Below are 25,484 nucleotides of genomic sequence, written 5' to 3' on the forward strand. Positions count from 1 at the left end.
TGAACAGGTACGCTTCCCGGCGTACGCCCTGCCACGGGCGTACGCCGGGAAGCAACGTCGTGCGGCTGCGGCACGTCCTCCACGACGGCGCCGAGCACACGGCACCGCGCCAACGGCACTGCGCCAACGACACCGCGCAAACGGCACTGAGCAAGGCACGGACGCGAGATTCGGGGAGGAACCGGCGTGCACGTCCAGGAATGGCTCGACACGGTCCCCGCGGCCGCCGTCTACGCCGTGGTCGCCCTGGTCATCGGCCTGGAGAGCCTGGGCATCCCGCTGCCGGGCGAGATCATCCTCGTCTCGGCGGCGCTGCTGTCCTCGCGGCACACGGGCGTCGACCCGGTCGTCCTCGGCGCCTGCGCCACCGCCGGTGCCGTCATCGGCGACTCCCTCGGCTACGCCATCGGCCGCAAGGGCGGGCGGCCGCTGCTGGCCTGGCTGGGCAGGAAGTTCCCCCGGCACTTCGGCGAGGCCCACGTCGCCACCGCCGAGCGGTCCTTCGAGAAGTGGGGCATGTGGGCGGTCTTCTTCGGCCGCTTCATCGCCCTGCTGCGCATCTTCGCCGGCCCGCTCGCCGGCGTCCTGCGGATGCCGTACTGGAAGTTCCTCATCGCCAACGTCCTCGGCGGCATCTGCTGGGCGGGCGGCACCACGGCCGTCATCCACTACGTCGGCGTCGTCGCCGAGGCCTGGCTCAAGCGCTTCTCCTGGCTGGGCCTGGTGGTGGCCGTGCTGATCGGGCTGACGTCGATGCTGGTGCTGAAGCGCAGGGCGAAGAAGGCGCAGGCGGCGCTCCGGGAGGCCGAGGAGCCCGAGCCGGTCGCCGCCGGCGAGTAGGGAACCGCGGGCGCTCGCCCTACCGCGCTCCTCGCACGCCGCCCCTCCTCACGCCCCACGTACGCCTTTACCCGTGCTCCCCGCGTACGCCCCTGCTCGCGCCCCACGTCCGCTCCTACTCGCGCTCCCCGCGCTCCTGGTACGCCTCCCGGTGCGTCCTCGCCAGTTCCGCGTACATCGTGCCGTTCAGGCTGATGCCCTCGCGCTCCTCGTCGGTCAGCGGCCGCTTGACCCTGGCGGGTACGCCCGCGACGAGGGAGCCCGGGGGCACCCGCATGCCCTGCGGGACCAGGGCCTGTGCGGCGACCAGCGAACCGGCGCCGATCACCGCGCCGTTGAGGACCGTGGCGCCCATGCCGACGAGGCAGTCGTCCTCGACGGTGGCGCCGTGCACGACGGCGTTGTGGCCGATGGAGACCCGCTCGCCCACGTGCACCGGGAAGCCGGGGTCGGCGTGCAGCGTGCAGTTGTCCTGCACGTTGCTCGAAGCTCCTACGGTGATCCGCTCGACGTCGGCGCGCAGTACGGCGCCGTACCAGACGCTCGCGCCGGCGCCCAGCTCGACGTCGCCGAGCAGTACGGACGTGGGCGCGGTGAACGCCTCCGGGTCGATGTGCGGCCGCCTGCCGCCGATGGCCGTGATCAGCGCCTGGTGCGTCAACGTCGTCTCCCAGTCCGTCTCATGAGTCCGTCTCGTGGGCCCGTCCCGTGGGCCGTTTCCACGGGATTCCACGGGATTCCACGGGAACGGTACGCCACCCGGTGGGGTGAAGATCACAGGGCTCCGGGGACACGGGCGCGGCCCGGTCTGAGTACGGTGAGCGGGTGCCCGAGCGCAGGAACACGTTCTCGTCCTGGCGGCGCCGCCTTCTCCAGCGCGCCGTCCACGCGGCGTGGGCCTGGGTGCAGCGCACGGGGTCGGTGACGGCCGAGCACCCCGGCCGGCTGCGCTTCGGCGCGATCGGAACCGGCACCCGGCTCGCCTTCCCGCTCGGCACGGTCTTCGGCGAGCCGTGGATCCACCTCGGCGCCCACTGCATCATCGGCGAGCAGGTCACCCTCACCGCGGGCCTCATGCCCGACCTGGACCTCGGCCCGGACCCGATCCTGCGCATCGGCGACGGTGTCGTCCTGGGCCGCGGCAGCCACGTCATCGCCGACACCTCCGTCACCATCGGCGACGACTGCTACTTCGGGCCGTACGTCTACGTCACCTCCACCAACCACTCCTACGACGACCCCCACCAGCCCATCGGCAAGCAGTGGCCGCGCATGCAGCCGGTGCGGATCGGCCCCGGCTGCTGGGTGGGCACCGGAGCGGTGATCCTGCCGGGCGCCCGCATCGGGCGGAACGTGGTGGTGGCCGCCGGAGCGGTGGTGCGGGGCACGGTGCCCGACCACGCGGTGGTCGCCGGGGCGCCTGCCCGCGTCGTGCGGCGCTGGACGGCCGAGGCGGGCTGGCAGCCGCCGCTGCGCACCCCGGCGCCGGTGCCGATACCGGAGGGCGTCACACCGCAGCAACTGTTGGCGCTGGGGGAGTTGGACGCGGAGGGCGCCGCCCGCCTGGCCGGCCTGGAACCGGGGGTCTGACGGCCGGCCCGGCACCGGAGCCGGCCCGGCGCGGCGGGCGTGACGCGGCCGGTGGCCGACGGCAGCGCGCCGAGCGGTGCCCGGCCGTCGGCCCGCCGCCGAAACCGGCCGGACCGGGCGGGCCGGGCGGGCCGGGCGAGCCGGGCGGGCAGGACGGGCCGAAGAGGACGTCGGCGCGGCCGGGGCCCGCAGTGCTGTCCCGCCGCGCCGGGCAGTACAGTTCGGTGAACAATGCGGTACACCCCACCGGGGGTTCACCCCGGTGAGTTGTGTCATCCGCATCCGGAACATTGGACGGAACGTGTCGGACCTCGACCTGCTGACCCAGTCTCTGGCGCGCAACGTGAAACGCTGGCGCACCGAGCGCGGGTTCACCCTGGACGCGCTCGCCGCCCGCGCCGGCGTCAGCCGCGGCATGCTCATCCAGATCGAGCAGGCCCGCACCAACCCCAGCCTGGGCACCGTCGTGAAGATCGGGGACGCGCTGGGCGTCAGCATCACCACGCTGCTCGACTACGAGCAGGGCCCCAAGGTCCGCATCGTCCCCGCCGACCAGGCCGTCCGGCTCTGGCACACCGACGCCGGCAGCTACAACCGCCTGCTGGCCGGCACCGAGGCGCCCGGGCCCCTGGAACTGTGGGACTGGCGGCTGATGCCCGGCGAGAGCAGCGCCTCCGACCCCCATCCCACGGGCACCGTGGAACTCCTCCACGTCACGGCCGGCGAGCTCACCCTCACCGTCGACGGCGCCGACCACCGGGTGCCGGCGGGCGCCAGCGCCTCCTTCGAGGCGGACGTCCGGCACGTGTACGCCAACGACGGCGACGTGCCGACGGAGATGGTGCTGGCCGTGTCCGTGCCGCCGGCGCGCTGAGGTCCGTTGCGGGCCGACCGGCGGCCCGTGGTGAAGCCCGGCCGGGGGCCCGGCGGCTGTTAGCGTGCCGTCATGCGCGCACCGATCGGAGACTTCGACCACGCCACCCCCGTCCCCGACTGCCTCGACGAACTGACCCGTCCGGTCGCCGACGCCGTGCGCCACTGGCGCGGCAGTGTCCCCGCCGACCAGATCCTCTACGTGGACACCGAGCCGCAGTGGGCCGACACCGCCGTCTTCGTCGAGCACTACGGCCGCGACCTGCTCGAACGCTCCGCCAACTGCGTCGTGGTGGCCGGCCGGCGGGCCGGGGAGACCACGCTCGCCGCCTGCGTCGTGCTCTCCACGACCCGTGTCGACGTCAACGGCGTCGTCCGGCGCCGGCTCGGCGCGCGCAAGGCGTCGTTCGCCCCGACGGAGACGGCCACCGGCCGGACCGGCATGGAGTACGGCGGCATCACGCCGATCGGGCTGCCGCAGGACTGGCCGGTGCTCGTCGACTCCGCCGTCGCCGACCTGCCGTACGTCCTGGTCGGCAGCGGGCGGCGGCGCGGGAAGCTGCTCGTGCCGGGCAAGGCGCTCGCGGAACTGCCCGGCGCGGAGGTGCTGGAGGGGCTGGGCGTCTGACGCCCGGCCGGGCGCCCGGCATCCGGCTGGGCGTCCGGCGTCCGGCATCCGGCTGGGTGCCCCGCATCCGGCCGGGCCCGCTCAGGCCGGCGCGTGGTGGGCCAGCGGCAGGTGCGGGTCCGCCTCGCCCGGGGCCGGCGCGGGATCGGCGTGGACCAGGGCCGCGGCGAGGTGGGGCACCGCGTGCAGGAGGGCGTGCTCGGCGGCCACGGCCACCGCGTGCGCCTGGCGTGCCGTCACCTCCCCGTCGACGGCGACCGTGACCTCGGCGCGCAGCCGGTGCCCGACCCAGCGCAGCCGCACCCCGCCCACCCCGCGCACGCCCGGAACCTCCCGCAGCGTCCGCTCGGCCCGCTCGACCAGCGCGGGGTCCACGGCGTCGAGCAGCCGCCGGAACACCTCCCGGGCGGCCTCCCGCAGGACGAACAGGATGGCCGCCGTGATCGCCAGGCCGACGAGCGGATCGGCGAGCCGGACGCCCAGCGCCGCGCCGCCCGCGCCGAGCAGCACGGCGAGCGAGGCGAACCCGTCGGTGCGGGCGTGCAGCCCGTCCGCGACCAGCGCCGCCGAGCCGATCGCGCGGCCCACGCGGATGCGGTACCGGGCCACCCACTCGTTGCCCAGGAAGCCGGCCAGGGCCGCGGCGGCGACGTACGGCAGGTGCGCCAACGGACGCGGGTGCAGCAGCCGCTCCGCGGCGCTGTACGCCGTGAAGGCCGCCGACGCGGCGACGGTCAGCACGATCACCAGTCCGGCCAGGTCCTCGGCGCGCCCGTAGCCGTAGGTGAACCGGCGGGTGGCGGCGCGCCGGCCCAGCACGAAGGCGATGCCGAGCGGAACGGCGGTCAGCGCGTCGGCCGCGTTGTGCACCGTGTCGCCGAGCAGCGCCACCGACCCGGACACGGCCACCACGGCGGCCTGCGCCAGCGCGGTGGCGCCGAGCGCGGCCAGCGACAGCCACAGCGCCCGCATGCCGCGCGCGGAGGACTCCAGCGCGGAGTCGACCTTGTCCGCGGTGGCGTGCGAGTGCGGGACGAGAAGGTGGGTGAGGCGGTGGAGGAGGCGGCGGCGCAGGCCGGGGGAGGGGGCATGGTGCCCGTGCCCGTGTTCGTGCCTGTGCTCGTGTCCGTGTCCGTGTCCGTGCGGGTGGTGGTGCCGGTCGCTCACGTCGTTCCCCTTCCGGTGGGCGGTGGTGGACGCGGCGCGCCCCTGGCGCCATTATGTGCGTATGAGCGCACGCATGCACCTGTCACCTGCACACGATGCGCACCCGCGCACTCCGGGCGAGGAGCAGTTCGCGCTCGCCGCCGAGCTCCTCGCGCTGCTCGGCGACCGCACCCGGTTGGCGCTGCTGCACGCCCTGGCCGGCGGCGAGGCCGACGTCACCACGCTCACCGAGACCTGCGGCGCCGCGCGGCCGGCGGTCAGCCAGCACCTGGCCCGGCTGCGGCTGGCGGGGCTGGTGAGCACCCGCAAGGAGGGGCGCCGGGTGATCTACTCCCTGCGGGACGGGCACCTGCGCCGGCTGGTCGACGAGGCGCTGAACGTCGCCGACCACCGGCTGAGCGGCCGGCCCCCGCACGACTGAGGCGCGCCGGGCGCGCGGGGCGGCCCGGCCGCGGGAGTCCCGGGAGCGGCCGGGATCAGCCGGGATCAGTAGGCGCCGATGCCGAGGTACTGCTCCGCGAACGCGGTCGCGGCCGCGCGGGAGGCGAACAGGCGGTGCAGGCGGGCGCGCGCGGTGCCCGCGCGGTAGGCGTCGCCCGCCGCGGCCCCGTGGTACAGCTCCGCCAGCCAGTCGGAGAACTCCTGGTAGTCCCACACCCGCCGCAGGCACGCCGCCGAGTAGCCGTCCAGTCCGCCGTCCTCGCCCCTCGTGAGGTACGCGACCAGCGCGTCGCCGAGCAGGAACGCGTCGTGCAGGGCCAGGTTCATGCCCTTGGCCGCGATCGGGGCGATCAGGTGGGCCGCGTCACCGGCGAGGAACAGCCGCCCGAACGCCATCGGTTCGACGACGTAGTCGTGCATGTCCAGCACGCGCTTCTCGATCAGCCGCCCCTCGGTCAGCGGTGGCCGGTCCGCCGCGGCCAGACGCTCCTGCAGCTCGGCCCAGACGCGTTCGTGCGGCCAGTTCTCCGGGTCGTCGCCCGGCGGGCACTGCAGGTAGTAGCGCGTGACCTCCGGGCTGCGGGCCATGTGCCCGGCGAACCCGCGGGGATGGCAGCCGAACAGCACGCAGTCGGAGGACGGCGGCGCCTCGGCGAGCAGCGCCAGCCAGCCCGTGCCGTAGTCGTGCCGCGCGATGCGCGCGTGCGGCGGCAGCGCGGCCCGGGTCACCCCGCGCGCCCCGTCGCACCCGGCGACGAACGCGCAGTGCAGGACGCGCCGCTCGCCCGTCTCCGGGCACAGGTACGACACCGACGGCCGGTCGGTGTCGTGGTCGTGCAGCCGCACCTCCCGCACGCCGAAGCGGACGTCGCCGCCGCGCACGTCGGCGTACTCGCGGACCAGGTCCGCCACCAGCAACGGCTGCGGATAGACGTAGTGGTGGCAGCCCGTCAGGTCGGTGTAGTCGAAGCGGTGGCGCCGCCCGTCGAAGCGGAACTCGCACGCGGTGTGCCGCTGCGCCCGGCCCGGCAGACCGCCTGCCAGGCCCCGCCGCTCCAGGGCCCGTACGGCCCACTCCTCGACGATCCCGGCCCGGGGCCGGGTCTCGATGAACCGCCGTGTCCCGGTCTCCAGGACCACGCAGTCGACACCGGCGGCCCGCAGGATGTTGCCGACGGTCAGCCCGGCCGGGCCCGCTCCCACGACGACGACCGAAGTCCGCTCGGCGGACGGGGAGTTGGGATGGGGTGAGGAGATCATCCGGGCATTATGACCCCGGGGCGGTCCGGGCGGGACGCTCAGCGCAGACGCGGGATCTCGATGGCCGGGCAGCGGTCCATCACCATCTCCAGACCCGCGGCGCGCGTACGGGCGTACGCCTCCTCGTCGATCACGCCGAGCTGGAACCACACGGCCTTCGCGCCCTTGGCCACCGCCTCGTCGGCGATCGCGCCGGCGAGGTCGCTGTTGACGAAGACGTCGACCACGTCCACGTCGAAGGGGATGTCCGCGAGGGAGGCGTACCCCGGCTCGCCGTGCACCGTCTCCGCCTTGGGGTGCACGGGCACGATCCGCTTGCCGAACCGCTGCAGCACCCGCGCGACGCCGTGGGCCGCGCGCCGCGGGTTCGACGACAGGCCGACGACGGCCCATGTGTCACCGAGTTCGGTGAGAATCCTGCGCACAGTCGCGTCGTCGCCGTACACGGCGGCCTCCTCGGGCCTCGGGGGAGCTCTGTGAAGGGGACAACGGTCCGGGACGGGAGGTGATTCCCGGCGGGGGCGGGCGGGCCGGCGCCCGCTGTCCTCCTCGGCCCGACGGGCCGCGACGGATCGCCGAAACCGAACAAATTTTTGGTCGAACAAGAGTTCCCGTGGCGTGGGCGGCGGGCATCCGGCGTGCGGCCCGGCGCCTCTCGCCCGGGGCCTGTCGCCCCTCGCCCGGGGCCCGGCGTGCGCGTCCGCATAGGCTGGGCGGATGCAGGACGAGTACCGCACCCTCGCCCGCGCGGGCGTGCACGAGACCGAGGTCAACCGCTCCCGCTTCCTGTGCTCCCTCGCCCCCGCGGCCACCGAGCGGGAGGCGCAGGACTTCGTCGCCGCGGTCCGGGCGCGGCACGCGGACGCCACCCACAACTGCTGGGCCTACGTCATCGGCGCCGACGCCGCGATCCAGAAGGCGAGCGACGACGGCGAACCGGGCGGCACCGCGGGCGTCCCCATGCTGCAGATGCTGCTGCGCCGCGACATGCGGTACGTCGTCGCCGTCGTCACCCGCTACTACGGCGGCGTCAAACTCGGCGCCGGCGGCCTCATCCGCGCCTACGGCGGCGCGGTCGGCGCCGCCCTCGACGCCCTGGGCACCGTCACCCGCCGCCGCTTCCGGCTCGCCACGGTGACCGTCGACCACCAGCGCGCCGGCAAGGTCGAGAACGAACTGCGCGCCGCCGGCCGCGACGTGCGCGGCGTCCGCTACGGCGAGTCGGTCACCCTCGAGCTGGGCCTGCCCGAGGCCGACGTGGACGCCGTGCGCGCCTGGCTGGCCGACCTGACGGCGGGCACGGCGCGGTTCACGCTGGGCGGGGAGGCGTACGGGGACGCCTGACGCGGAGGCCGCCCCCCCGTCCCGGGGGCATGCGGGCGACATGCGCACGACATGCGGGCGACATGTGCACGACGGACGTGCGCCGGGCGCACGACGGGCGTGCGGCAGGCGGCCGCGACGGACCGATACGCGAGTGACCGCCCGTGGTGTCAGCTCCGACCGTTAGTCTTCGGGGACCATGAGGCTGCTGCACACGTCCGACTGGCATCTGGGCCGCGCGTTCCACCGGGTGAGCCTGCTCGACGCCCAGGCCGCGTTCGTCGACCACCTGGTGGCGACGGTGCGCGAGCACGGCGTCGACGCGGTGCTGGTGTCGGGCGACGTCTACGACCGGGCGGTGCCGCCGCTGGCCGCGGTGGAGCTGTTCGACGACGCGCTGCACCGCCTCGCCGACCTCGGCGTGCCCACGGTGATGATCTCCGGCAACCACGACTCGGCCCGCCGCCTCGGCGTCGGCGCCGGCCTCATCGGGCGCGCCGGCATCCACCTGCGCACCGACCCGGCCGGCTGCGGCACCCCGGTAGTGCTCGAAGACGCGCACGGCCCGGTCGCCCTCTACGGCCTGCCCTACCTCGAACCGGCCCTGGTCAAGGACGAGTTCGGGGTGGAGAAACCGGGCCACGAGGCGGTGCTGGGCGCCGCCATGGACCGGGTGCGCGCCGACCTCGCCACCCGCCCGCGGGGCACCCGCTCCGTCGTCCTCGCGCACGCCTTCGTCACCGGCGGGCAGGCCAGCGACAGCGAACGGGACATCACGGTCGGCGGTGTCGCCGCCGTCCCGGCCGCCGTCTTCGACGGCGTCGACTACGCGGCCCTGGGCCACCTGCACGGCTCCCAGGCCCTCACCGAGCGGGTGCGCTACTCCGGCTCCCCGCTGGCGTACTCCTTCTCCGAGGCCGGCCACCGCAAGAGCATGTGGCTGGTCGACCTCGGGCCCCGGGGAGAGGTCCGGGCCGAACGCGTCGACTGCCCGGTGCCCCGGCCGCTCGCCCGCCTGCGCGGCCGCCTGGAGGACCTGCTCGCCGACCCCGCCCTGGAGCCGCACACCGGCGCCTGGGTCGAGGCCACCCTCACCGACCCGGTGCGTCCCGCCGAGCCCATGGCCCGGCTCACCGAGCGGTTCCCGCACACCCTCAGCCTCGTCTTCGACCCCGAGCGGGCCCCCGAGGAGCCCGGCGTCTCCTACGCCCGGCGCCTGGCCGGCCGCAGCGACCAGCAGATCGCGGAGGACTTCGTCGCCCACGTGCGCGGCGCGGGCCCCGACGCGCACGAGCGGGCCGTGCTGCGCGAGGCGTTCGACGCCGTACGCGCCGACGCGGCCGTCCGCGAGGTGGCCCGGTGACCGCCGCGCCCGCGCACCACACCCACGGGGAGACCGGATGAGGCTGCACCGGCTCGACATCACCGCCTTCGGGCCCTTCGGCGGCACCCAGAGCGTCGACTTCGACGCGCTGTCGGCCGCCGGGCTGTTCCTGCTGCACGGACCGACCGGCGCCGGCAAGACCTCCGTCCTGGACGCCGTGTGCTACGCGCTGTACGGCGCGGTCCCCGGCGCCCGCCAGAGCGTCTCCGGGCAGGGCCTGACCCTGCGCAGCGACCACGCCGCGCCCGGCACCCGCACCGAGGTCCGCCTCGACCTCACCGTCGCCGGGCGGCGGCTGGAGATCACCCGGCAGCCGCCGTGGGAACGCCCCAAGAAGCGCGGCGCGGGCACCACCGTCGAGAAGGCGCAGACCTGGCTGCGCGAGTACGACGCCACCACCGGCACCTGGAAGGACCTCAGCCGCTCCCACCAGGAGGTCGGCGAGGAGATCACGCAGCTGCTCGGCATGAGCCGCGAGCAGTTCTGCCAGGTCGTCCTGCTGCCGCAGGGCGACTTCGCGCGCTTCCTGCGCGCCGACGCCGAGACCCGCGGCCGCCTGCTCGGCCGCCTGTTCGACACCCAGCGCTTCGCCGACGTCGAAAAACACCTCGCCGACCGGCGCCGGAGCACCGAGGCACGGGTGCGCGACGGGGACGCGGCGCTGCTGGCCGTCGCCCACCGCATGCAGCAGGCCGCGGGCGGCGCCATGGACCTGCCGGAGCCGCAGCCCGGCGAGCCGGGCCTGGCCGAGGCCGTGCTGACCGCCGCCGCCGTCGCCCGCAGCACCGCGCGCGAGCAGCTCGCGGTCGCCGACTGCCGGCTGGCCGCCGCCGAGACCGCGCAGGCCGCCGCCGACCAGGCGCTGCAGGAGGCCCGCGAACTGGCCCGGCTGCAGCGGCGGTTCGCCGAGGCGCGGGAGCGCGCCGAGCGGCTCGCCGAACAGGCCGAGGAGCACCGGCGGGCGCAGGCGCGCAGGGAGCGGGCCCGCAAAGCGGAGACGGTGGCGCCGGCGCTGGAGCTGCGGCAGGCCGCCGACACCGAGTACCGCGCGGCGGCGCAGGCCGAGGCACGCGCGCGGGCCCTGCTGCCGGACGGGTTCGCGGACGCCGGCGCGGCCGGGCTCGCCGCCGCCGCACGCCGGGCCGCCGAGGAGCTGGGCGGCCTGGACGCGGCCCGCCGCGCCGAGCGACGCCTCGCCGAACTGGTCGCCGAACGCGCCGACTTGGACCGGCAGGAACGCGCCGACGAGGACGCGCTGCGCGAGGCCGAGAGCTGGCTCGCCGAGTGGGAGTCCACCCGCGCGGCCCTGCACACCCGGATCGAGGCGGCCCAGGAGGCGGCCACGCGCGCCGAGCAGCTCGCCGTCCAGCGCGACCCCGCCCGCCGCCGGCTGGTCGCCGCCCGGCAGCGCGACCAGTTCGCCCGCGACACCGAGGAGGCCCAGGCCCGCGCCCTCGCCTCCCGCGAACACGCGGTCCGGGCCAAGGCGCACTGGCTGGAACTGAAGGAGCAGCGGCTCAACGGCATCGCCGCCGAACTCGCCGCCCGCCTCGTCCCCGGCGAGCCGTGCGCCGTCTGCGGCGCCACCGAGCACCCCGCACCCGCCCGCCGCGGCGCCGGGCACGTCGACCGCGAGGCCGAGGAGGACGCCCTCGCCGCCTACCAGCGGGCCGAGGAGCGGCGCGCCGAGGACGAGCGGCGCCTGGGCGTCGTCCGCGAGGCGCTGGCCGCCGCGACCGCCGAGGCCGGCGACACCCCCACCGACCGTCTCGCCGCCGAGGTGGCGGAACTGGAGGAGCGGTACGCCGAGGCACGCCGTGAGGCCTCCGGCCTGCACGCCGCCCACGAGGAGCTGCGCCGCGCCGAGCAGGAGCGCGAGCAGCGGCTGGCCGCCCGCCAGGAGGCCACGGTGCGCGCCGCCTCCCGAGCGGCCCGCCGCGACACCCTGGAACGCGAACGGGCCGCACTGGAGCAGGAGTTGACGCAGGCCCGCGGCGACGCCGAGAGCGTGGCCGCACGCGCCGCGCACCTGGAGCGGCGCACCGCCCTGCTCACCGAGGCCGCCGAGGCGGCACGCGCCGCCGAGGAGAGCGCCGCCCGGCTGAAGGACGCCGACGGCCGGCTCGCCGAGGCCGCCTTCCGCGCCGGCTTCGACACCCCGCAGGACGCGGCCGCCGCGCTGCTGGACGACACGGCCCACCGCGAACTGCAGCGCCGCCTGGACGCGTGGCAGACCGAGGAGGCCGCCGTGCGCGCCGTCCTCGCCGAGGCGGACACCGCGGCCGCCGCCCAGCGGCCGCCCGCCGACCTCGCCGCCGCCGAGCGGGCCGCGGCCGCCGCGGCCCACCGGGTGCGCGAGGCCGCCTCCGCCCGCGACGCCGCCGCCCGGCGCTGCGCCGAACTCGACCGGCTCTCCGCGCAGGCCGCCGACTGTGCCCGCCGCCTCGCCCCGCTGCGCGAGGAGTACGACCGCGTGGCCCGCCTGGCCGCCCTCACCGCGGGCACCTCCGCCGACAACTCCCGCCGGATGCGCCTGGAGTCGTACGTGCTCGCCGCCCGCCTGGAGCAGGTGGCCGCCGCCGCGACCGTGCGCCTGCGGCGCATGTCGTCCGGCCGCTACACCCTGGTCCACTCCGACGACCGCACCGGCCGCGGCCGCAGCGGTCTCGGGCTGCACGTCGTCGACGCGTGGACGGGCCGGGAGCGGGACACGGCGACCCTGTCCGGCGGCGAGACGTTCTTCGCCTCGCTCGCGCTCGCCCTCGGCCTGGCGGACGTGGTCACCGAGGAAGCCGGCGGGATCCGGCTGGACACCCTCTTCATCGACGAGGGGTTCGGCAGCCTCGACGACCAGACCCTGGACGAGGTCCTCGACGTGCTGGACTCGCTGCGCGAACGCGACCGCAGCGTCGGCATCGTCAGCCACGTCCCCGACCTGCGCCGCCGCATCCACGCCCAACTCGAGGTCGTCAAGGGCCGGTCCGGATCGGTGCTGCGGCAGCGCGGCACCGGCTGACCCACCGCTGACCGGCGGCGCGGCGGGAGCGGATCACCGGGAAGGGACCGGCCGGATCACCGGGAAAGCGTCGGCCGAGGAACCGGCCCCGGCCGGACCACCGGGAAGGGACCGGCCGAGAGACCGGTCCCGGCGGTGGTCCGTGCCGCGGGCCGCCGCGGATCGGAGCCGCCGCGGATCGGAACCGGGGTGGGTCAGAGCCGGGACAGCTCGTCCACCAGGTCGTCCAGGCCCAGCGAGCCCTGGGAGAGGGCCGCCATGTGCCAGGACTTGGGGTCGAAGGAGGCGCCGTGGCGCCGGCGGGCGTTCTCCCGGCCCAGCAGCCAGGCCCGTTCGCCCAGCTTGTAGCCGATGGCCTGCCCCGGCATGGACAGGTAGCGGGTCAGCTCGCTCACCACGAAGTCCGCCGGCCGGCTGCTGTGCGCGGAGAAGAACTCCTGCGCCAGCGCGGGCGTCCAGCGCTCCCCGGGGTGGAAGGGCGAGTCGTCGGGGATGGCCAGCTCCAGGTGCATGCCGATGTCGATGATGACGCGCACCGCGCGCATCATCTGGGCGTCCAGGTAGCCGAGCCGGCGCTCCGGGTCGGTGAGGAAGCCGAGTTCGTCCATGAGGCGTTCCGCGTACAGCGCCCAGCCCTCGGCGTTGGCGCTGACCATGCCGACACTGGCCTGGTAGCGCGAGAGGTCGTGCGCCACGTGCTTCCACTGGGCGAGCTGCAGGTGGTGGCCGGGCACGCCCTCGTGGTACCAGGTCGACACCAGGTCGTAGACGGGGAAGCGGGTCTGGCCCATCGTCGGCAGCCAGGTGATGCCCGGGCGGGAGAAGTCGTCCGACGGGGGCGTGTAGTACGGCGCCGCGGCGCTGCCGGGCGGGGCGATGCGGGACTCCACCCGGCGCACCCGCTCGGCCAGGTCGAAGTGGGTGCCGTCGAGCTTGTCGATCGCCTCGTCCATCAGCGACTGCAGCCAGCGCCGCACCTCGTCGACGCCCTCGATGTGCGTGCCGTGCTCGTCGAGGTGGGCCAGCGCCACCCACGGCGTGGCCGCGCCCGGCAGGATCTTCTCGGCCTCCTGCCGCATCTCGCCCAGCAGGCGGTGGTACTCGGACCAGCCGTAGGCGTAGGCCTCGTCCAGGTCGAGGTCGGTGCCGTTGAAGTAGCGCACCCAGCGGGCGTAGCGCTCGCGGCCCACCACGTCCGGCGCGCCCTCGACCGCGGGCGCGTACACGTCGCGCATCCAGTCGCGCAGCGCCACCACGGCCTCGGTCGCCGAGCGGGCCGCCGCGTCCAGCTCGCCGCGCAGCGCCTCGGGGCCGGTGGCGGCGAACTCCTCGAACCAGCCGCGCCCGGTGCCGTCCGCGTCCGCCCACTCGCCGAGCTGCTCGACGAAGGTGGCGGTGGCGCGCGGTCCGCCGTACAGCTTGCGCTCCAGGCCGAGCGCCAGGGACTCCCGGTAGCCCTCCATCGCGGCCGGCACCGCCCGCAGCCGCTCGGCGACCGCGGCCCAGTCCTCCTCGGTGGCGGTGGGCGTCACGGTGAACACCTGGCGCACCGAGTGGGCGGGGGAGTGCAGGTTGCTGACGGCGCGCAGGGCCTCGTCGGCCTCGTGCACGGCGAGTTCCGCGGTCAGCCGCTCGCGCAGCAGGCGCGCGCACCGGCGCTCGGCGTCGCTGTCCGCGCCGGGCCGCCGCTCGGCCTCCGCCAGGCGTGCCAGGGTGGTGCGCGCCAGCTCCGCGAGCGCCTCCTGGCCCGCGGGGGAGGTGTCGGGCAGTCTGCTCGAACTCTCCTTCACGCCGAGGAAGGTGCCGGTGACCGGGTCGAGGGCGACGAGTTCGTCGACGTAGGCGTCGGCGACCTCGCGGGGCAGCGGGCTTGTGGTCTTGGACATGCGGACCATCCTCGTACGGCGGCCTCGCCCGCGTCACCCCGATTCAGCTCTGGGCGTGTCCGCCCCCGCCCGGGCCGGCGCCGGTGCCGGCGCCCGGCGGCAGCAGGGGCCCGCACTCCCACTGCTGGAAGATCAGCCGCGTCTCCACGCGGGCCACCTCGCGGCGCGCGGTGAACTCGTCGAGCACCAGCCGCTGCAGGTCCGCCATGTCGGCCACGGCCACGTGCACGAGGTAGTCGTCGGGCCCGGTGACGTGGAAGACGGTCCGCGCCTCCGGCAGCGCCCGGATGCGTTCCACGAACGGCCCGACCAGCTCCCGCCGGTGCGGCCGCACCTGCACCGACAGCAGCGCCTGCAGGCCCCGCCCGAGCTTGGCGGCGTCCAGTTGCAGCCGGTGCCCGAGGATCACCCCGGCCCGGCGCAGCCGGGTCACCCGGTCCAGGCAGGTCGACGGCGCGACCCCCACCTGCGCGGCGAGGTCGCGGTAGGTCGTCCGGGCGTCGTTCTGCAGCAGCCGCAGCAGGTGCAGATCCACCGGATCCAGTACGACGGAATCGGCCACCGGCCGAACGTAGCACGGCGCACGGTCCCCGGGACCCGGACGTCGTTCACGCTGCCGCCCATGGACGCAGCGAAGAGGGACGCGCACGACGACGTGCGCACCGGTTTCCGGGCACTTGCCACCGAGGCCGTGCACGCCGGCCGCGAGGACCTGACCGGGCAGGGGCTGCACACCCCGCCGATCGACCTGTCCACCACCTACCCCTCCCACGACAGCCGCGGCGAGGCCGCCCGCCTCGACGCGTTCGCCGCCACCGGTGCCGCCCTGGAGGGCCCGCCGGTCTACGGGCGGCTGGGCAACCCGACCGTCGCCCGGTTCGAGACCGCGCTGGCCCGGCTGGAGGGCACCGAGGCCGCGGTCGCCTTCGCCAGCGGCATGGCCGCGCTGACCGCCGTCCTGCTCGCCCGGGCCTCGCTGGGCCTGCGGCACGTGGTCGCCGTACGCCCCCTGTACGGCTGCAGCGACCACCTGCTCACCGCCGGGCTGCTGGGAACCGAGGTGACGTGGACCGACCCGGCGGGCATCGGGGACGCGCTGCGCCCGGACACCGGGCTGGTGATGGTGGAGTCCCCGGCCAACCCCACCCTCGCCGAGGTCGACCTGCGGGCCGTCGCGCACGCCTGCGGATCGGTGCCGCTGCTGGTCGACAACACCTTCGCCACGCCGGTGCTGCAGCGGCCGGCCGAGCAGGGCGCGCGGCTGGTGCTGCACAGCGCCACCAAGTACCTCGGCGGGCACGGCGACGTGCTGGCGGGCGTGGTGGCCTGCGACGAGGAGTTCGCGCGGCGGCTGCGGCAGGTCCGCTTCGCCACCGGCGGCGTGCTGCACCCGCTCGCCGGCTACCTGCTGCTGCGCGGCCTGGCCACCCTCCCGGTGCGGGTGCGGGCCGCCTCCGCCACCGCCGCGGAACTCGCCCGGCGCCTGGCCGCCGACCCGCGTGTGGCGCGCGTGCACTACCCGCGCATCGGCGGCGCCATGGTCTCCTTCGAGGTGCACGGCGACCCGCACGAGGTCATCGCCGGCGTCCGCCTCATCACGCCCGCCGTCAGCCTCGGCAGTGTCGACACCCTCATCCAGCACCCCGCCTCCATCAGTCACCGCATCGTCGACGCCGACGACCGCCGGGGCGCCGGCGTCGGCGACCGGCTGCTGCGCCTCTCGGTCGGCCTGGAGGACGTCGACGACCTGTGGGGCGACCTGGACCGGGCGCTGGGCGCGTGGGCCCGCCGCCCGCGGGGCGCGACGGAGGAGGCTTCCGCCCGCCACTGACGAGAACAGGGGCCGGCGCGGGGTCTTCGTCCCGGCCCCGGCCCGGCGCAAAACCGCCGCCCGGGGCCGGGCGGGCCCACGGCGGCCACCCCGAACGCCCGGTCCTGAAAGACCAGTTACGAGCGCTCGGTCCCGAACTCCCGCTCCTGAAGACCCAGTTCCGAACGTCCTGTCCCGAAAACCCGGTCCCGAACGCCCAGTTCCGGATCCCCGATCCCGAACGACTAGTCGCGCCGGACGGTCCCGCCCCGCTGCTCCCATGGCAGGGCCGGGGACGTGGCGGCGATGTCCAGGCGGGCCGTGATGACCAGGGTGCCCTCCTCGATCTGGTAGTCGAGGGGGAGGCCCAGGGCGCGCATGGCGGCGACCATGCCGGTGTTGGAGGACTGCGTCACGGCGTACACGCTCTCGCAGCCGGCCTCGGCGGCCATGGCGACCAGCCGGGCGAGCAGTTCGCCGCCGACGCCGCGCCGCTGCCAGGCGTCCTCGACGAGGAGCGCCACCTCGGTCTCGTCGCCGTCCCACAGCAGGTGGCCCAGGCCGACGACGCGCCCGGAGGCGGTCTGCGCGGCGAGGGTGCGGCCGAAGCGGGGGCTGAGCAGGTGGTCGAGGTAGCGGTCGGCGTCGCCGACGGGCCCGTGGTAGCGCCGGCGCAGCGTGTCCGCCGAGCACCGCTCGTGCATGGCGCGGGCCGCCGCGAGGTCCCGGCTGTCGGCCCGGCGGATGGTGAGCGCGTTGCCCTCCGGCAGGGTGAGGACGTCCCGCCCGCGCGGGATGCGCGGACCGAGCCGCGCGTCCAGCTCCACCAGGGCGCGTGCGCGGGCGAACTCGGTCGGGGTGAACGGCAGGTACGGCCGCTCCACGGTGATCACCCCGCCCTCGGGTGCCCGCAGCCGCATGACGGTGTCCTCCAGCACGCCCTCGGCCGGCACCGTCCGCGTGCCGTCGCCGGCCCGGCCGCGCGGCGGGGCGGGCAGCGAGCGGATGGTGCAGCGGCCCAGCAACTGTCGTAGTGCGAGCGGCAGTTCGGCCGGGTCCAGGGCGGTGCGCGCGGCCAGCGCCAGGGCCCGGGTCGGCGCGTCCACCAGGTCGTGGGCGTCGGCCCGCTCGATCCAGGTGCCGGTGCCCCCGGCCCGCTCCACCGCCGCGACGACGTCCCCTCCCGTCAGCTCCTCGGGAGCGCGCAGCAGGAACTCGTCGACCGCGCCCTCGGCCAGCGGGTGCGTCTGCAGGCCGAGGATGTCGATGCGGCGGTCGGCCAGCGCCGTGCACAGGGCGGCCAGCGACCCCGGTGCGTCCTTCACCGTGGTCCGCAGCCGCCACAGCGTGCTCGCCCCCGGCACCCGCCGCGGTGCCGGGGACCCGGTATCCGCCGTCGGCGGCGCGTGCCCGTGGCGGCGTGTCCGCCATGCCCGCAGCGCTGCGGCGGCCCTTCGCCAGGGGTGTGCGGGGCGGTCGTTCTCCGTGTGCGTCACGTCAGACACTTCTCGACTCATGCACCCACTGTGAAGGAACGGTGTTGCGTGATCACGAACGCCTTGTGACTGATGGGTAAAGTTCCCAAAAGTGCGTTTTGTTGAAGTGCGTCATTCTCGTCCGGATCACTGCCCGGCCAGGCCCGGCCGGAGCACCTGCGTGAACAGCACCGTGCCGTCCCACTCGCGCAGCCGCACCGTCAACTCCCCGCTGTCGCCGTCGATGCCGACCTCGCCGAAGAACTGGTAGCCCTGGGCCGGCGAGACGTTGGAGGCGGCCGGCGCCTTCACGAACACCCGGTTCGGGCCGAACGTGCCGTCCAGCGCACCGGCCGGGAAGGCACCGGCGTTCAGCGGCCCGGAGACGAACTCCCAGAACGGCTCGAAGTCCTTGAACGCCGCCCGCGACGGCTCGTAGTGCCGCGCCGAGGTGTGGTGCACGTCGGCGGTCAGCCACAGCGTGCCGGTGATGCGCCGGTGCTTGACGAACCGCAGCAGCTCGGCGATCTGCGGCTCGCGGCCGAGCGGCGCGCCCGGGTCGCCCTGCGCGACGGCCTCGAAGTTCGCCCGGCCCTCCACCCCGTCGGGCACCGCCAGGCCGAGCGGCAGGTCGGCGGCGATCACCTTCCACACCGCGCGCGAGCGGGCCAGCTCCCGCTCGAGCCAGTCCAGTTGCCCGCGGCCCAGGATGCCCTGCGGGTCGGTGGTCTGGTCGTAGGCCCGAGTCGGAGGTCACGTCACCCGTCTGCACGCCCCAGTCGGCGCGGGGCCGTCCGGACAGCGCGAGGGCCGGTGCGGCACCGAGGGCGCCGGGCACGGCCAGGGCCGCCGAGGCGGCCGGCGAGCCGCGCAGCACGCTGCGGCGGCCAGGGAACGACAGGGGCGGGCGGGGGGGCGGGACGAACGGTTCGACATGGATACGCCTCCGGGGACGGGATCCGGCCAGTGGTGCGAAGCCACACCTACGGGGGTGCGGCGGCCCGCACGCGAACGACACGTGAACAACCGCCCCTGGGCTCCCGTCGGCTCGGCCACCGCCCCGCGGACCGTGCCCGCGCACCGAAAGCACCGAAAGCAGCGAAAAGGGAGGAGCATTGCCCCGGACAGGGAGGAGCATTACCCCGGGCGGGGAGAGGGCACCGCCCGTGCGGAGAGGGGCGCATTGCCCCGTACAGGCCGGAAGGACCCGTTCCGCCTGGACAGGGCGCGGCGTGTCGGCTGGGATGGGACCGTGACGACCTTCACCGGAACCGACGTCTTCGAACAGCACCGCCGCCTCCTGACCGGTGTCGCCTACCGCATGCTCGGCCGTGTCGCCGACGCGGAGGACGTGGTCCAGGAGGCCTGGCTGCGCTGGTCCGGCGCCGATCACAGTGAGATCCGCGACCCGCGGGCCTACCTGGTGCGGATCGTGACCCGGCTGGCCGTCGACCGGCTGCGGCAGATCAAGGCGCGCGACGAGGCGTACGTCGGCCCCTGGCTGCCCGAGCCGTACGTCACCGACTACACCACCACCGTCCCCGACGCCGCGGAGCGGGCCGTGCTCGCCGACTCCGTCTCCCTGGCCCTGCTGGTCGTCCTGGAGTCGCTGTCGCCGCTGGAGCGGGCGGTGTTCGTGCTGCGGGAAGCTTTCGGCTACCCGTACGCCGAGATCGCCGCCATGCTCGACCGCGGCGAGCCGGCCGTGCGGCAGCTCGCCGCGCGCGCCCGCAAGCACGTCGAGGAGCGCCGGCCGCGCTACGACGTCGACCCCGCCCAGCGCCGCGACCTGACCGAACGCTTCCTGGCCGCCGCGGGCGAGGGCGACCTGGAGGGGCTGATGGCGCTGCTCGCGCCGGACGTCCAACTGGTCGGCGACAGCGGCGGCAAGGTGAAGGCGCCGGTGCGGATCCTGCACACGGCCGACAAGGTGGGCCGCTTCCTGGTGGGCACCGCCGCGCGCGGCGTACCCGACATGTCCGTGCGCCTGCTGGAGTTCAACGGCGGCCCGGCCGTGCTCGTCCTGTCCGGCGGCGTGCCCGACACCGCCTTCCAGCTCGACGTCGCCGACGGGCGCATCCAGCGCATATACCTCGTCCGCAACCCCGACAAGCTGCGGTCGCTGGCCTGACCCCCGCCCCGCCGGGGCGACGCCCGCGTGTCGGGCGCATGGCGCGCCGCGAACGGTTCGTGAACACCGCGCGACGGCCGACGCGCGCGCCCGCGGCCGGGCCGAGGATGGGTATTGACCGAGGATGATTGGTATTGACCAAGGATGGGGGGCGTCCTAAGGTCGCAGGGAAAACTGCAACAACCTTTCATAAACAAGGGCGCTGAAAAGCCGCCGACCACGGCGACCGCGGAGGATCAGGGTGGGGACCACGCAGCTGGAGTCGGTGCCGGAACCGAAGTACTGGCACCTGAAGACCGTGCTCAGCGAGGCGCTGGACAGCGAGTTCTCCGTGGGCGAGATCCTGCCCAACGAGCGCGACCTCGCCGCCCGCTTCGGCGTCGCCCGCGCCACCCTGCGCCAGGCGCTGGAGCAGCTGGAACTGGAGGGCAGGCTGCAGCGCCGCCGCGGCGTCGGCACGACCGTCGCCCCGCCGCGCGTCGGCGTCTCCGTCGACACCGCCCGGCACGCCTGGCCGGGCGCCCCGGGCGACGCCTGGCAGGCCGTCGACTGCGTCCGGGAGGTGCCGCCCGCGTCCGTCGCCGACGCCCTCGGCACCGGACCCGACGAGCCCGTGCACACCGTGCGCCGGTCCCGCACGTACAGCGGCCGGCCGGTCGCCACCGAGCTGCTGTACGTGCCGCAGGCGTCCGTTCCCGACCTCAGCGCGATCGACGCGCCCGCCGGCGCCGCCCGCGCGCGTGCCGTGCTGCGCGAGCTGCAGCGCCTGGACCTGGAGGGCGAGGACCGCGCCGTGGAGCTCGCCTCGGCCCGCGCGGAGGACGCCCGGGAACTCGACCGCCTCCCCGGCGCCCCCGTCCTTCTCGTCACCACCCGCTTCCACGCCGAAGGCCGCACCGCGGCCCTCTCCCTGGCCACTTACCGCGCCGACACCTGCCGCCTCACCTTCGGCGACACCGGCCGCGTGGAGATCCACCACGGTCCGGAGCGGCAGGCGTCCTGACCCCGCTGCGCCCGCCGCCAACGAGTGCCGGGGCGCCCGCCGCCGGCGGACGCGGGCGGGCCGGCGGGCCGTGCGGCACCCGTCAGCGCCGGGCGGTGACCGTGCCCTCCACCGCGAACAGCTCCTCCTCGACGTGGTCGAGGGCCAGCCGCAGCGCGCCGGTGGCCACGGCGGCCTCCCCGAGCCGCGACAGGACGACCTGCGGCGGGCGCAGGCAGTAGCGGGCGAGTTCCCGGCGCAGCGGCTCCAGGACGCCGTCCAGGCCCGCGGCCCAGCCGCCGACGACGACCAGCTCGGGATCGAGGGCGAGGACGAGCGCGGCCACGTCGTGCACCAGCCGCCGGATGAAGCGGTCCACGGCGGCGCGGGCCCGCCGGTCGCCCTCGCGGGCGAGCGCGAACACCTCGGCGACGGCCTGCTCGTCCAGCGGGTGCAGCGGCTCGTCCGTGGTCGACAGCAGCGCCTCCGGCGCGGCCTCCCGGCCCAGCAGGTGCAGCGCCCCGATCTCGCCGGCCGCCCCGCCGTAGCCGCGGTGCAGCCGCCCGCCGATCAGCGACCCGGCGCCGGGGCTCAGCCCGGCCAGCACGAACACCACGTCGTCGGACTCGGTGGCGGCGCCCTTCCAGTGCTCGGCGACGGCCGCGGCGTTGGCGTCGTTCTCCACCAGCACCGGGCACTTGAAGGAGCGGCTCAGCCGCTCGCCGAGCGGCAGCCCCGTCCAGCCCGGCAGGGCGGTGCCCAGCCGCACCGTGCCGTCCGCCTCGACGATCCCGGGCGTGGCCACCCCGACGGCCCGCAGCGAACCGCGCGGCACACCCGCCCGGCGCAGCAGCTCGGCCACTGCGGAGCGCGCCCGCTCCAGGCGCTCGTCGGCGGTCAGGGCCTCGTCGACGTCCTTGGTCTGGGCGCCGATCACCCGCCCGTGCAGGTCGGACAGGAGCGCGGCGACGCGGTGCGCGCCGATCTCCAGGCCCAGCAGGTGCCCGGCCTCGGCCCGGAACCGGAACCGCCGCGCGGGCCGCCCCTGGCGCCGGGCGACACCCTCCTCGGCCGCCGCCTCGACCACCAGCCCGGCCTCCATCAGGCCCTCGACGACGACCTCCACGGTGGGCCGGGACAGGCCGGTGACCCGGGAGACCTCCGTGAGCGTGGCGCAGTCCGCGGCCCGCAGCGCGTGCAGCACCACCGCGGAGTTGATCCTGCGCAGCAGCGAGGGATCCCCGCCGGTCAGCCGCCCCACCGTCCGTCCTCCCCGCTCGTGCGCGTGTGGCCGGATCGTACGGCACCGCCCGCCCCGGCGACCACGGGCACCGGCCCGCCGGGGCGGACGGTGCCGGGTGCGGCCGCCGGCCTCGTACGGACTCGGCGGACTCGGCGGGCTCCGCGGGAGAGGGCCCGCCCGGGCGTCCGCCGTCCGCGGACGCGGCCGTGCCCCGCCGGGGCGGCCCGCGCCCGGCCCGGCGCCGCGGACCGCCCCGGAACCGCCCGGCATCCCGGCCGGGGCGCCCGGGCCGCCGCAGATCTTCAAGAGCCCTCTAGGCGGAGTCCTCCGCCGCCTGCCGCAGCCGGGCGAACTCCTCCGCCATCGTCTCCAGCGTCCAGTGCGCGTTCAGCCCGCTCGGATTGGGCAGCACCCACACGCGCGTGCCGCCGATCACCCGCTGCTGGGGGCCGACCCGGGCGGTGCGGTCGTCGAACGCGGCCCGGTAGGCGGTGACGCCGACCACGGCCAGCCACCGCGGCCGCCACCGCGCCACCTTCAGCGCCAGCAGCCGCCCGCCCTCGCGGTACTCCTCGGCGGTCAGCTCGTCCGCCCGCGCCGTCGGCCGCGCCACGACGTTGGTGATGCCGAGCCCGTACGACAGCAGCTCCCGCTGCTCCGACGGCTTCAGCAGCCGCGGCGTGAAGCCGGAGCGGTGCAGCGCCGGCCAGAAGCGGTTGCCGGGACGGGCGAAGTGGTGGCCCGTGGCCGCCGTCATCAGGCCGGGGTTGATGCCGCAGAACAGCACCTTCAGTCCGTCCGCGACCACGTCGGGGACGAGCCGGTCGCGGGCGGCCTCGAGTTCGGCCCGGGTGAAGCGGCGCGCGGGGGTCAGAGGATCGCCCCCGGGGTGTACCCGGCGGCCTCCGGGTGCTGCTTGACGATCTCCTCGATGCGGCCGACCACGGCGCCGACCTGGTCGGCGGCGGCACCGGTGAAGGACAGCTTGTCCGCCATCAGGGCCTCCAGCCGCGCCCGGTCCAGCGGCAGCCGCTCGTCGGCGGCGAGCTTGTCGAGCAGGTCGTTGCGCTCGGCGCCCTGCTCGCGCATCGCCAGCGCGGTGGCGACGGCGTGCTCCTTGATCGCCTCGTGCGCCACCTCGCGGCCCACGCCCGCGCGCACCGCGGCCATCAGCACCTTGGTGGTGGCCAGGAACGGCAGGTAGCGGTCCAGTTCGCGGGCGACCACCGCGGGGAACGCGCCGAACTCGTCCAGCACCGTCAGGAACGTCTCCAGCAGCCCGTCCAGCGCGAAGAACGCGTCCGGCAGCGCGACCCGGCGCACCACCGAGCAGGACACGTCGCCCTCGTTCCACTGGTCGCCCGCCAGCTCGCCGGTCATGGAGGCGTAGCCGCGCAACACGACCATCAGGCCGTTGACGCGCTCGCAGGAGCGGGTGTTCATCTTGTGCGGCATCGCCGAGGAGCCGACCTGGCCCGGCTGGAACCCCTCGGTGACCAGCTCGTGGCCGGCCATCAGCCGGATCGTCTTCGCCAGCGAGGACGGCGCCGCGGCGAGCTGCACCAGCGTGGTGACGACCTCGTAGTCCAGGGACCGCGGGTAGACCTGGCCCACGGAGGTGAAGGCCCGCGAGAAGCCCAGGTGCGCGGCGATCCGCCCCTCCAGCTCGGCCAGCTTCGCCGCGTCGCCGCCCAGCAGGTCCAGCATGTCCTGCGCGGTGCCGACCGGACCCTTGATGCCGCGCAACGGGTAGCGCGCGAGCAGCTCCTCCAGGCGGCCGTGGGCGACCAGCAGCTCGTCGGCGGCGGTGGCGAACCGCTTGCCGAGGGTGGTGGCCTGCGCGGCGACGTTGTGGGAGCGGCCGGCCATGACCAGCTCCCCGTACTCCGCCGCGAGCCGGCCCAGCCGGGCCAGCACGGCCACCGTGCGGTCGCGCACCAGCTCCAGCGAGCGGCGGATCTGCAGCTGCTCGACGTTCTCCGTCAGGTCCCGGGAGGTCATGCCCTTGTGCACGTGCTCGTGCCCGGCCAGGGCGTTGAACTCCTCGATCCGCGCCTTGACGTCGTGCCGGGTGACCCGCTCCCGCTCCGCGATCGAGGCCAGGTCCACCTGGTCCAGCACCCGCTCGTAGTCGGCGAGCGCCTCCTCGGGCACCTCCACCCCGAGGTCCTTCTGGGCGCGCAGCACGGCGAGCCACAGCTGCCGCTCCAGGCGCACCTTGTGCTCGGGGGACCACAGGGTGGCCAGCTCGGCGGAGGCGTAGCGTCCGGCGAGGACGTTGGGGATACGGGGCTTGGCGGGTGCGGAAGTCACGTGCACGGATTCTACTGGCGGTTCCTGCAGGTCGGCGCCGCGGGGTGATTCGGCGGAACCTACGAGACCGGGGTCACGGACCCCGTGCCGATCACGGGTGCCGGAACCCGAGCCGGCCACGGGCGCCGGGTCCCGCGCCGGCCGCGCTCACCGGGCCCCGGGCCGGCCACCGCCCCCTACGGCGGCCCCTACGCCGGCCGCTGCGGCTCGTCGTACGGCAGCAGCTCGGGCCGCTTCGGCGGGCGGCCGTCGCCGGAGGAACGGCCGGTCAGGCGGCGGCCGATCCAGGGCAGCAGGTGCTGCCGGGCGAACCGGACGTCCGCGGCCCGGCGTATCCACCAGCCCGGCGGCGGGTCCGCCGGCAGGGGCGTGGCCCACTCCGGGTCCTGCGGCTCGTAGCCGAGCGTCTGCCACACCGCCTCCGCGACCCGGCGGTGGCCCTCGGCGGTCAGGTGCAGCCGGTCCACGTCCCACAGCCGCGGGTCGGCCAGCGCGGGCGCGCCGTACAGGTCGACGACGAGCGCGCCATGCCGCTCGGCCAGTTCGTCGATACAGGCGAACAGGGCCTCCATGCGGGGGCGGAACCGCTCCAGGACGGGGCCCCGGCGGCCGGGGCTGTGCATCAGCACCAGTTGCTTGCAGTTCGGCGCCAGCCGCTCCACGGCCTCCGTCAGCAGCGCCCGCACCCGGCCCATGTCGCACTTGGGCCGCAGCGCGTCGTTCAGGCCGCCCACCAGGGTCACCACGTCCGCCCGCATCGCGGCGGCCGCGTCGACCTGCTCGTCGAGGATCTGCCCGATCAGTTTGCCGCGCACCGCCAGGTTGGCGTAGCGGAAACCGGGGGTGCGGGCGGCCATACGGGCCGCGAGGAGGTCGGCCCAGCCGCGGTAGGTGCCGTCGGGCAGCAGGTCCGACATGCCCTCGGTGAAGGAGTCGCCGACCGCGACCAGGCTGGTGTACGGGGGAGATGTCTGCATGGCGTGAGCGATGGTATCCCGCCGCCCCGGCCGCATACCAAGCGGTCGGTCACCGCTCGCCCCCGCGCCCGCGGCCTCCCGCGCACGCCCCGGTCGGCGTCACCCCGCGCACGCGCCTGCGCCCGCGCCTCCCGGCGGACGCGCA

At 75.7% G+C, this 25,484-nt stretch carries 22 protein-coding genes and 1 pseudogene; 11 read left to right on the forward strand and 12 right to left on the reverse strand.

The features are described 5' to 3' along the window. Positions 1–186 precede the first annotated feature (186 nt). Entirely contained in the window at positions 187–840 is a 654-nt protein-coding gene (locus IE225_RS12720) for a DedA family protein (protein WP_190057566.1), read from the forward strand. Between the two features lie 115 nt (positions 841–955). Here the strand turns inward: IE225_RS12720 and IE225_RS12725 are convergent, their stop codons facing one another. After that, positions 956–1,501, reverse strand: coding sequence for a gamma carbonic anhydrase family protein (locus IE225_RS12725; protein WP_190057567.1), 546 nt, complete (start codon positions 1,499–1,501; stop codon positions 956–958). A 164-nt stretch (positions 1,502–1,665) separates the two neighbouring features. On the opposite strand from IE225_RS12725, the gene IE225_RS12730 reads away from it, so the two are divergent. From IE225_RS12730 to IE225_RS12740, 3 genes are all read left to right on the forward strand, one after another. Beyond that, a complete protein-coding gene (locus IE225_RS12730) occupies positions 1,666–2,430 on the forward strand; it encodes an acyltransferase (RefSeq protein WP_190057568.1) in 765 nt (254 codons plus the stop codon). A 301-nt stretch (positions 2,431–2,731) separates the two neighbouring features. Continuing rightward, positions 2,732–3,304: a helix-turn-helix domain-containing protein gene (locus IE225_RS12735; RefSeq protein WP_190057569.1), complete on the forward strand. Its 573-nt coding sequence runs from the start codon at positions 2,732–2,734 to the stop codon at positions 3,302–3,304. Between the two features lie 72 nt (positions 3,305–3,376). Continuing rightward, entirely contained in the window at positions 3,377–3,931 is a 555-nt protein-coding gene (locus tag IE225_RS12740) for a YbaK/EbsC family protein (RefSeq protein WP_190057570.1), read from the forward strand. Positions 3,932–4,012: 81 nt separating this feature from the next. Here the strand turns inward: IE225_RS12740 and IE225_RS12745 are convergent, their stop codons facing one another. Next, positions 4,013–5,098, reverse strand: a complete 1,086-nt coding sequence (locus tag IE225_RS12745; RefSeq protein ID WP_190057571.1) for a cation diffusion facilitator family transporter — start codon at positions 5,096–5,098, stop codon at positions 4,013–4,015. A gap of 61 nt (positions 5,099–5,159) precedes the next feature. Between IE225_RS12745 and IE225_RS12750 the strand changes: the two genes are divergently transcribed. Further along, complete coding sequence (locus tag IE225_RS12750; RefSeq protein WP_190057572.1) at positions 5,160–5,519, forward strand: ArsR/SmtB family transcription factor; 360 nt, start codon at positions 5,160–5,162, stop codon at positions 5,517–5,519. Between the two features lie 65 nt (positions 5,520–5,584). On the opposite strand, the gene IE225_RS12755 is transcribed toward IE225_RS12750, so the two are convergent. Both IE225_RS12755 and IE225_RS12760 read right to left on the reverse strand, forming a co-directional pair. Then, a complete protein-coding gene (locus IE225_RS12755; RefSeq protein WP_190057573.1) occupies positions 5,585–6,799 on the reverse strand; it encodes a 4-hydroxybenzoate 3-monooxygenase in 1,215 nt (404 codons plus the stop codon). A 38-nt stretch (positions 6,800–6,837) separates the two neighbouring features. Continuing rightward, positions 6,838–7,245: a CoA-binding protein gene (locus IE225_RS12760; protein WP_190057574.1), complete on the reverse strand. Its 408-nt coding sequence runs from the start codon at positions 7,243–7,245 to the stop codon at positions 6,838–6,840. Positions 7,246–7,516: 271 nt separating this feature from the next. Between IE225_RS12760 and IE225_RS12765 the strand changes: the two genes are divergently transcribed. The 3 genes from IE225_RS12765 to IE225_RS12775 all read left to right on the forward strand — a co-directional run bounded on the left by IE225_RS12765 (position 7,517) and on the right by IE225_RS12775 (position 12,522). Further along, positions 7,517–8,143 (forward strand): YigZ family protein, encoded by a 627-nt coding sequence (locus IE225_RS12765; RefSeq protein WP_190057575.1) that lies wholly within the window; start codon positions 7,517–7,519, stop codon positions 8,141–8,143. 178 nt (positions 8,144–8,321) lie between these two features. Further along, positions 8,322–9,485 (forward strand): exonuclease SbcCD subunit D, encoded by a 1,164-nt coding sequence (locus tag IE225_RS12770; protein ID WP_190057576.1) that lies wholly within the window; start codon positions 8,322–8,324, stop codon positions 9,483–9,485. 37 nt (positions 9,486–9,522) lie between these two features. Continuing rightward, positions 9,523–12,522: an AAA family ATPase gene (locus IE225_RS12775; protein ID WP_190057577.1), complete on the forward strand. Its 3,000-nt coding sequence runs from the start codon at positions 9,523–9,525 to the stop codon at positions 12,520–12,522. Between the two features lie 194 nt (positions 12,523–12,716). Here IE225_RS12775 and IE225_RS12780 read toward each other — a convergent pair whose 3' ends face one another. Then, complete coding sequence (locus tag IE225_RS12780) at positions 12,717–14,408, reverse strand: DUF885 domain-containing protein (protein WP_190057578.1); 1,692 nt, start codon at positions 14,406–14,408, stop codon at positions 12,717–12,719. Between the two features lie 43 nt (positions 14,409–14,451). Then, on the reverse strand, positions 14,452–14,970 hold the full coding sequence (locus IE225_RS12785) for an Lrp/AsnC family transcriptional regulator (RefSeq protein ID WP_190057579.1): 519 nt from the start codon (positions 14,968–14,970) through the stop codon (positions 14,452–14,454). Between the two features lie 60 nt (positions 14,971–15,030). On the opposite strand from IE225_RS12785, the gene IE225_RS12790 reads away from it, so the two are divergent. Continuing rightward, positions 15,031–16,239, forward strand: coding sequence for a trans-sulfuration enzyme family protein (locus IE225_RS12790; RefSeq protein WP_190057580.1), 1,209 nt, complete (start codon positions 15,031–15,033; stop codon positions 16,237–16,239). Between the two features lie 224 nt (positions 16,240–16,463). On the opposite strand, the gene IE225_RS12795 is transcribed toward IE225_RS12790, so the two are convergent. Both IE225_RS12795 and IE225_RS12800 read right to left on the reverse strand, forming a co-directional pair. Continuing rightward, positions 16,464–17,735 carry a GNAT family N-acetyltransferase gene (locus IE225_RS12795; RefSeq protein ID WP_190057581.1) on the reverse strand — a complete coding sequence of 424 codons (1,272 nt, stop codon included), beginning with the start codon at positions 17,733–17,735 and terminating at the stop codon, positions 16,464–16,466. Between the two features lie 105 nt (positions 17,736–17,840). Further along, positions 17,841–18,428, reverse strand: a pseudogene (locus IE225_RS12800) (alkaline phosphatase D family protein); the annotation flags it as partial. Between the two features lie 517 nt (positions 18,429–18,945). Between IE225_RS12800 and IE225_RS12805 the strand changes: the two are divergent. Then, positions 18,946–19,824, forward strand: coding sequence for an RNA polymerase sigma-70 factor (locus IE225_RS12805; RefSeq protein ID WP_190057582.1), 879 nt, complete (start codon positions 18,946–18,948; stop codon positions 19,822–19,824). A gap of 241 nt (positions 19,825–20,065) precedes the next feature. After that, positions 20,066–20,827 (forward strand): GntR family transcriptional regulator, encoded by a 762-nt coding sequence (locus tag IE225_RS12810; RefSeq protein WP_190057583.1) that lies wholly within the window; start codon positions 20,066–20,068, stop codon positions 20,825–20,827. 82 nt (positions 20,828–20,909) lie between these two features. Here IE225_RS12810 and IE225_RS12815 read toward each other — a convergent pair whose 3' ends face one another. The 4 genes from IE225_RS12815 to IE225_RS12830 all read right to left on the reverse strand — a co-directional run bounded on the left by IE225_RS12815 (position 20,910) and on the right by IE225_RS12830 (position 25,339). Continuing rightward, positions 20,910–22,067, reverse strand: a complete 1,158-nt coding sequence (locus tag IE225_RS12815; protein WP_190057584.1) for an ROK family transcriptional regulator — start codon at positions 22,065–22,067, stop codon at positions 20,910–20,912. 295 nt (positions 22,068–22,362) lie between these two features. After that, positions 22,363–22,857, reverse strand: coding sequence for a G/U mismatch-specific DNA glycosylase (mug, locus tag IE225_RS12820; RefSeq protein ID WP_190057585.1), 495 nt, complete (start codon positions 22,855–22,857; stop codon positions 22,363–22,365). A gap of 62 nt (positions 22,858–22,919) precedes the next feature. Continuing rightward, the gene (gene purB / locus IE225_RS12825) at positions 22,920–24,362 is read right to left on the reverse strand and encodes an adenylosuccinate lyase (RefSeq protein ID WP_190057586.1); all 1,443 of its coding nucleotides are present in this window, start codon (positions 24,360–24,362) and stop codon (positions 22,920–22,922) included. Positions 24,363–24,550: 188 nt separating this feature from the next. Continuing rightward, positions 24,551–25,339, reverse strand: coding sequence for an SGNH/GDSL hydrolase family protein (locus IE225_RS12830; RefSeq protein WP_190057587.1), 789 nt, complete (start codon positions 25,337–25,339; stop codon positions 24,551–24,553). Positions 25,340–25,484 lie beyond the last annotated feature (145 nt).

It is taken from the genome of Streptomyces echinoruber, from assembly GCF_014651135.1.
GTDB classification, from domain to species: Bacteria; Actinomycetota; Actinomycetes; order Streptomycetales; family Streptomycetaceae; genus Streptomyces; species Streptomyces echinoruber.

Excerpts from the sequence above, each read along its gene's own strand:
- IE225_RS12740 (WP_190057570.1), top strand. The coding sequence starts at position 3,377 with ATGCGCGCACCGATCGGAGACTTCGACCACGCCACCCCCGTCCCCGAC.
- IE225_RS12750 (WP_190057572.1), top strand. The coding sequence starts at position 5,160 with ATGAGCGCACGCATGCACCTGTCACCTGCACACGATGCGCACCCGCGC.
- IE225_RS12755 (WP_190057573.1), bottom strand. The coding sequence starts at position 6,799 with ATGATCTCCTCACCCCATCCCAACTCCCCGTCCGCCGAGCGGACTTCG.
- IE225_RS12765 (WP_190057575.1), top strand. The coding sequence starts at position 7,517 with ATGCAGGACGAGTACCGCACCCTCGCCCGCGCGGGCGTGCACGAGACC.
- IE225_RS12770 (WP_190057576.1), top strand. The coding sequence starts at position 8,322 with ATGAGGCTGCTGCACACGTCCGACTGGCATCTGGGCCGCGCGTTCCAC.
- IE225_RS12775 (WP_190057577.1), top strand. The coding sequence starts at position 9,523 with ATGAGGCTGCACCGGCTCGACATCACCGCCTTCGGGCCCTTCGGCGGC.
- IE225_RS12780 (WP_190057578.1), bottom strand. The coding sequence starts at position 14,408 with ATGTCCAAGACCACAAGCCCGCTGCCCCGCGAGGTCGCCGACGCCTAC.
- IE225_RS12790 (WP_190057580.1), top strand. The coding sequence starts at position 15,031 with ATGGACGCAGCGAAGAGGGACGCGCACGACGACGTGCGCACCGGTTTC.
- IE225_RS12795 (WP_190057581.1), bottom strand. The coding sequence starts at position 17,735 with ATGAGTCGAGAAGTGTCTGACGTGACGCACACGGAGAACGACCGCCCC.
- IE225_RS12830 (WP_190057587.1), bottom strand. The coding sequence starts at position 25,339 with ATGCAGACATCTCCCCCGTACACCAGCCTGGTCGCGGTCGGCGACTCC.